Origin of the sequence: Collinsella sp. AF16-8 (assembly GCF_003462695.1) — a bacterium.
Lineage (GTDB): Bacteria > Actinomycetota > Coriobacteriia > Coriobacteriales > Coriobacteriaceae > Collinsella.
In genome coordinates this window covers 1-4,744 of record NZ_QRXX01000020.1, presented here as the reverse complement: position 1 = coordinate 4,744, position 4,744 = coordinate 1, and the positions used below count along the sequence as shown (strand labels likewise).

The following is a 4,744-nucleotide window of genomic DNA, read 5'->3' as shown; positions in this document are numbered from 1 at the left end:
ATCCCTGCGAAGTGTGCATCCGGACCGTTCGTTTAAGCGCTGGCCGTCCGCGCCAGCGTCCCCCGTACCTCGGCGGGGTGCAGGGTGCACGCATAATCCGCCTGGGCTGTTCGACTACCACCTACCAGTTGCTAGACGTTGGCGCTCCGCAAAGCTCCCAAACCCCGCGTTCGCGCGGCGATGCCGCGCTCCTTGGGGATACTCACACCAGCCCATGCCTAGGCCTATTCCAGCAAATTAGCTGATAGACGCTAGGGTTACCTACGTTCTTGGCACGGGACGAAGCCCGTGTGGACCAACAGGAGGGATCACTAGTCCCGTCGTGATGCCCCCCGTCTAAGGAGGGGCCAGGGGCAGCAGTCCTGTTACAGCTCAGTCCCAGCTATTCGCGCCGTGCGACCTTTTTGAACGGGCACTGTGGCCCGTGCCGACTGGGAACGGCATCTGTAAAACGAGCCACGAAAAAGGGCCCCGCGCCGTAGCGTGGAGCCCTTGTTTGTGACGTTTTACAGCTTGCCCCCAGCTCGTGAGCTGGTAGAATGGACTAAAGGCGGGTGGAATCCGCCGCTGTAGTTGTCGAGGTGGGGATCTCGCACTACGGTGTGAGGGGTGCGCTAACACCGCTCACAGCTCCAATAATAGCAGCAGCCCGCCCGCTTTAGGCGGGCGGGCTGCTATTTTTTTTGGCTAATTTTCGCAGGTAGATATGCACATATATATACGTACGCTGCCGTACAAAAATATGTTTGCCGCCCTACACCTTAATTAAAAACAGCGCAAGGGTGCTTCCCAAACGGGAAGCACCCTTTTTGCCGACGCCGAGTAGCTGAAGCTACCGCCGCGGCCGACCGTCGGACAGGCAGTCGTACTCGCGTGGCCCGTGGGGTAGAATCTTGACCGCCGCGAAACCCGTCTGCGGGCAACGCTTCGATCCCCGATTGGAGCGGCCTATGAACTTGTTTCTTGAAATCCTGCGTGCCACGGCCTATCTGGCCAGCATCACACGGTCCGTCCTGTACGCGATCTGGTGGTGGAAGGAATATAAGCAGAACGGATAGCGAAGGGAGAAAGAAATAGCCCGGCTGGCACCGGGCTATCAATTCGACTGTACCTGCGTTGCCCGCGTTCCGAAAGTGTGACTACCTGAGGAGCGGGTTTCGCGGCACAACCTGATTTTACCCGGTGGGGCGGCTCTTTTGCAGCCGCTCCACCGTTTTTTTACGCCTACCACCATTGCCGCCGCGAACGGTCATGGCCATAGGCCGGCGCCAGTGTGCCCGTTGGGCACCGTGGCGCGGCTAGTGCTTGGGCCCGCGGCGCTCCCGCTCGGCCTGCGGCGGCTCGGGCCTGCGCGGCGCGGGGTCCTCCCCCGCGAGCCTCGCTCGCTCGTCGGCGAGCTTTCGGCGCTCGACTCCCAGCGCCGCGGCCTCCCGCAGGGGACCAGACAGCATCGCGGCAGAATTGCCGCCCTGCAGCGTCCTGATCTTGAGGTCGAGTGCGGCGATCTGCTCGTCCAGCTGGGCGATGAGCTCGGCGCGAGTGTCGGTCTGGTCCGCGACCGCCGCGGTCGCGCGATGGCGTGCCGCGGTCGCGGCGGCGGCGGTGGCCATGGCCGCGCGGCGGCGCTTGGCGAGCGCGGCCTTGCGCTGGCGCTCGCCCTTGCGGGGACGCGACTGCCAAGAGTGCTCCGCGGTGCGGCGCTTGCGCTCGAGGTCGGCGATCTCCTGCTGCAGCTGCTCGAGGGCGGCGCCCTCGTTCTGCAGCTCGGAGCGCAGGACGCGCAGACGGGCGTTGCGCTCGCGTATCTCCTTGTTGAGCTTCACGCGGTCGGCGTGGCCGATCAGCCCAGCGCCGCCCTCGTGGACGGTCGGCTGCTCGTCCAGCCCCCTATCCTTATTGGAGCGGTGGTCTATCGGTCGCACCGCGGCCCCAGTCGCGGCGGCGTGCGCCGCGAGGTGCCTGTTGGCGATGCTGGCCCAGGCGGCGCGGACCTCGACCAGCTGCTCCTTCTCGACCTCGCGGGCGCTGCGCCCCTCCGTGCGGTGCATCTTCACGGGGCTCTTGCTGACGCGGTCCTTGGTGCCAAGGCCCTCCGCTTTCGCCTGCTTCATGGTGCGGCGCTTGCCGTCCGTGAAGTTGTAGACCTTCTGCCAACCCGCGGCCTTGGCCGCGGCCCAGCCCGTCGCGGGGACCGCGATGCGCTCGCCGCCGTCGTTCTGGACGAGGTACCAGCTCTGGCCCTTCTGCGCCTTGGTGCGGGGCACGAAGCCCTCCGCGCCGAGGTCGAGCGCGGAGACCAGCACGTGGGCGTGCGGGTTCCCGCCGCGGCCGTCGTCGTGTATCGCCCAGTCGCAAGCCTTTGACGGGAACAGTGCGCAGAAGTCGCGCACGCAGGCGAGCCGCCCGCGCTCGTCCAGCTCGACGGGCAGCGCGAACTCGAAGCGCTTGGCCACGAGCGCCTTGCCCCCGCCCGCCTCGGCCCAGACGCGCTCGGCCTCGTTCCAGAGGGATCCGCGGTCGATGGGCGGCGCGGCGGCGGGCAGGGCAAGGCCCTGGGCGGTGACGCGCTCCTTGCGGGCATAGTCGCAGAGCCTCCCCGACCGCTCCTCGACGAGCGCCTGCCCTGACTGGTAGGCGGCCTTGCGGACCGCGCCCGCGCCAGTTGAGGGCGAGCAGCCGCGGGCGTTCAGATGGTAGATGGCCATGTTGGTTCCTTCCATAGGCAAGGGTCGCAGACGCGACCCGCGCAGCGGTGCGTGGCACCGTGAGCCGCGGTCGGCGAACGGTGCCCGCGGCGCGGAGCGCAAGGGAGCGCAGCGACCGCGCAGCCCCGCACGCATGGACGTGAGCCGCCCAAGGCGAACGGGCTTGCGGGTGTGGGCGTAGGGCCGTCCGCAGGACCGCACGTAACGCACCACTTTTGCCGCGGCAAAAGTGGTGCTAAGTGCGCACTTCTAAAGAAGTGATATACCCCGCCCGCGTAATTTTACCGCGAGGATGGGTATATTTTGCTGCGAGAGTAAACCGCAACGAGCAGGAAGGGCGGTCGTATATGACGGCATCCATCGACGAGCGGATCGCACGGAAGAGGGCAGCGGCGGACAAGCAGGCCGCGAGGGCGGCGGCGCTGAAGAAGGAGCTGCGGGACCTCGAGCGCAAGAAGGCAGCAGCAGAGCGGAAGGCCCGCACGCACCGCCTGGTCGAGGTCGGCGCGATCCTCGAACAGGCCGCGGGCATGGCCTTCGACAGCGAGGACCTGAGGCAAGCCCTGTCCGAGGTCCTTAACGAACAGGCCGCCGCCGCGTACAAGAACGGCAAGAGGCTCACGCTGGGAAGGATGCTCGCGGACGCGTGCCACACGCAGATTGAAAGGTCCCAGCAGCAGGGGCAGGCGAGCCAGCGCCCGAGCGGGGGCGGCATCTGGGCGGCGGAGCCGCCGCGCGGAATCGACCCGATCACAGGGAGACCGATGTAGATGAACGTCAAGGTCTATTACTCCGCGTACCGCAATGCGGACGGCGCGGCCCTCTTCTACACGGACGAAGAAAGGCGTGGGGAGTTCGTCCGCCGCGGGCGAATCGAGAGCTACTACACCCGCGCCGACGGGTCGGCGGCGATCACTATGGAATGTTTCGGCGTGAGCCCGAACGGGCTCAAGGTCGAGCTGTGGTCGAGCTGCGAGAACAGCCCAGACGACGCGGCGGAAAACCGTAAGGCCGCGGTTGACGCCCGCGATGCCGACGGGGACGAGTTCGGGGCGGCGAGGGAGGCCGCGGCTCGCTCGACCGATGACGGGCGCGGACTCGTGCGGACCATCGCCGCGATGCCCGAACGCCTCGCGAACGCGGGCCGCGTCGCGGCGGATCCCTACGAGTTCTTCGAGATCGCGGGGGCGACGCTCGGAATCTACCGCGTCGACGTGGACGGCGAGGTCTACTGGACCCCGAGCGAGGAGTGACGCCATGAAGATCCGAATCGACGGCACGCCCGAGGAAATCGAGCAGGCCGCCCATATTTTCGGCCCCAGCTGCGGCCCGATCAAAATCACGAAGAAGCGCGACGGCGGCAACTTCGGGTACCTCGAGGTCGACGAGCGCCAGAAGATCATCTGCCTCGATTGCGAGACCACGGGGCTCGACCCGACCGAGGACGAGATCCTGAGCCTGAGCATTGTCGACTGGGACGGCAACGTCCTTCTCGACCGAAGGTACAAGCCCGAACACAAAACGGAATGGCCCGACGCGCAGCGCGTCAACGGCATCTCCCCGAGTTCCGTTGCGAAGTGCCGCGACATCTGGGCAGGCTCGACCGAGATCTGCCAGATCATCGGCGAGGCCGACGAGATCATCGGCTATAACGTCGGCTTCGACCTCGGGTTCCTCGATGCCGTCCGCATCGCGCCGTACAACTTCGGCCGCAAGCCGCGCGTGACCGACACGATGTACGAGTTCGCCAAACTCCAGGGGGACTGGGACAGCGCCCGCGAAGATTACAAGTGGTACAAGCTGACCGAGGCGGCGCGGATCGCCGAGTACGAGTGGACGGGCGAGGCCCACGGCTCACTCGCCGACGCGCTGGCGTGCCTTGCGGTCCAGAAGTACGTCGATGCCGAGTGGCGGCGCCTCCGCGGGCCCGAGGGCATCCAGATGCTCTACCCGAATTTCAGGTTCTGACGCGATACCGCCGCGCTGGCGCGGGTTTTGGGTCGAGAATCGGTGCGAACCGAATCACGACCCAAAACCCG

At 66.5% G+C, this 4,744-nt stretch carries 4 protein-coding genes; 3 read left to right on the top strand and 1 reads right to left on the bottom strand.

Features of this window, described 5'->3' with window-relative positions; all coding sequences use genetic code 11:
* Positions 1 to 1,298 precede the first annotated feature (1,298 nt).
* Positions 1,299 to 2,705 carry a MobA/MobL family protein gene (locus tag DWW73_RS09940; protein WP_158563818.1) on the bottom strand — a complete coding sequence of 469 codons (1,407 nt, stop codon included), beginning with the start codon at positions 2,703 to 2,705 and terminating at the stop codon, positions 1,299 to 1,301.
* Between the two features lie 347 nt (positions 2,706 to 3,052).
* Between DWW73_RS09940 and DWW73_RS09935 the strand changes: the two genes are divergently transcribed.
* The 3 genes from DWW73_RS09935 to DWW73_RS09930 are packed head-to-tail and all read left to right on the top strand — an operon-like array spanning position 3,053 to position 4,673.
* Entirely contained in the window at positions 3,053 to 3,475 is a 423-nt protein-coding gene (locus DWW73_RS09935) for a hypothetical protein (protein WP_117779477.1), read from the top strand.
* Positions 3,476 to 3,958, top strand: a complete 483-nt coding sequence (locus DWW73_RS10185; protein WP_158563817.1) for a hypothetical protein — start codon at positions 3,476 to 3,478, stop codon at positions 3,956 to 3,958. It abuts the gene before it with no gap.
* A gap of 4 nt (positions 3,959 to 3,962) precedes the next feature.
* Positions 3,963 to 4,673, top strand: coding sequence for a 3'-5' exonuclease (locus tag DWW73_RS09930; RefSeq protein WP_158563816.1), 711 nt, complete (start codon positions 3,963 to 3,965; stop codon positions 4,671 to 4,673).
* The last annotated feature ends 71 nt before the right edge of the window (positions 4,674 to 4,744 follow it).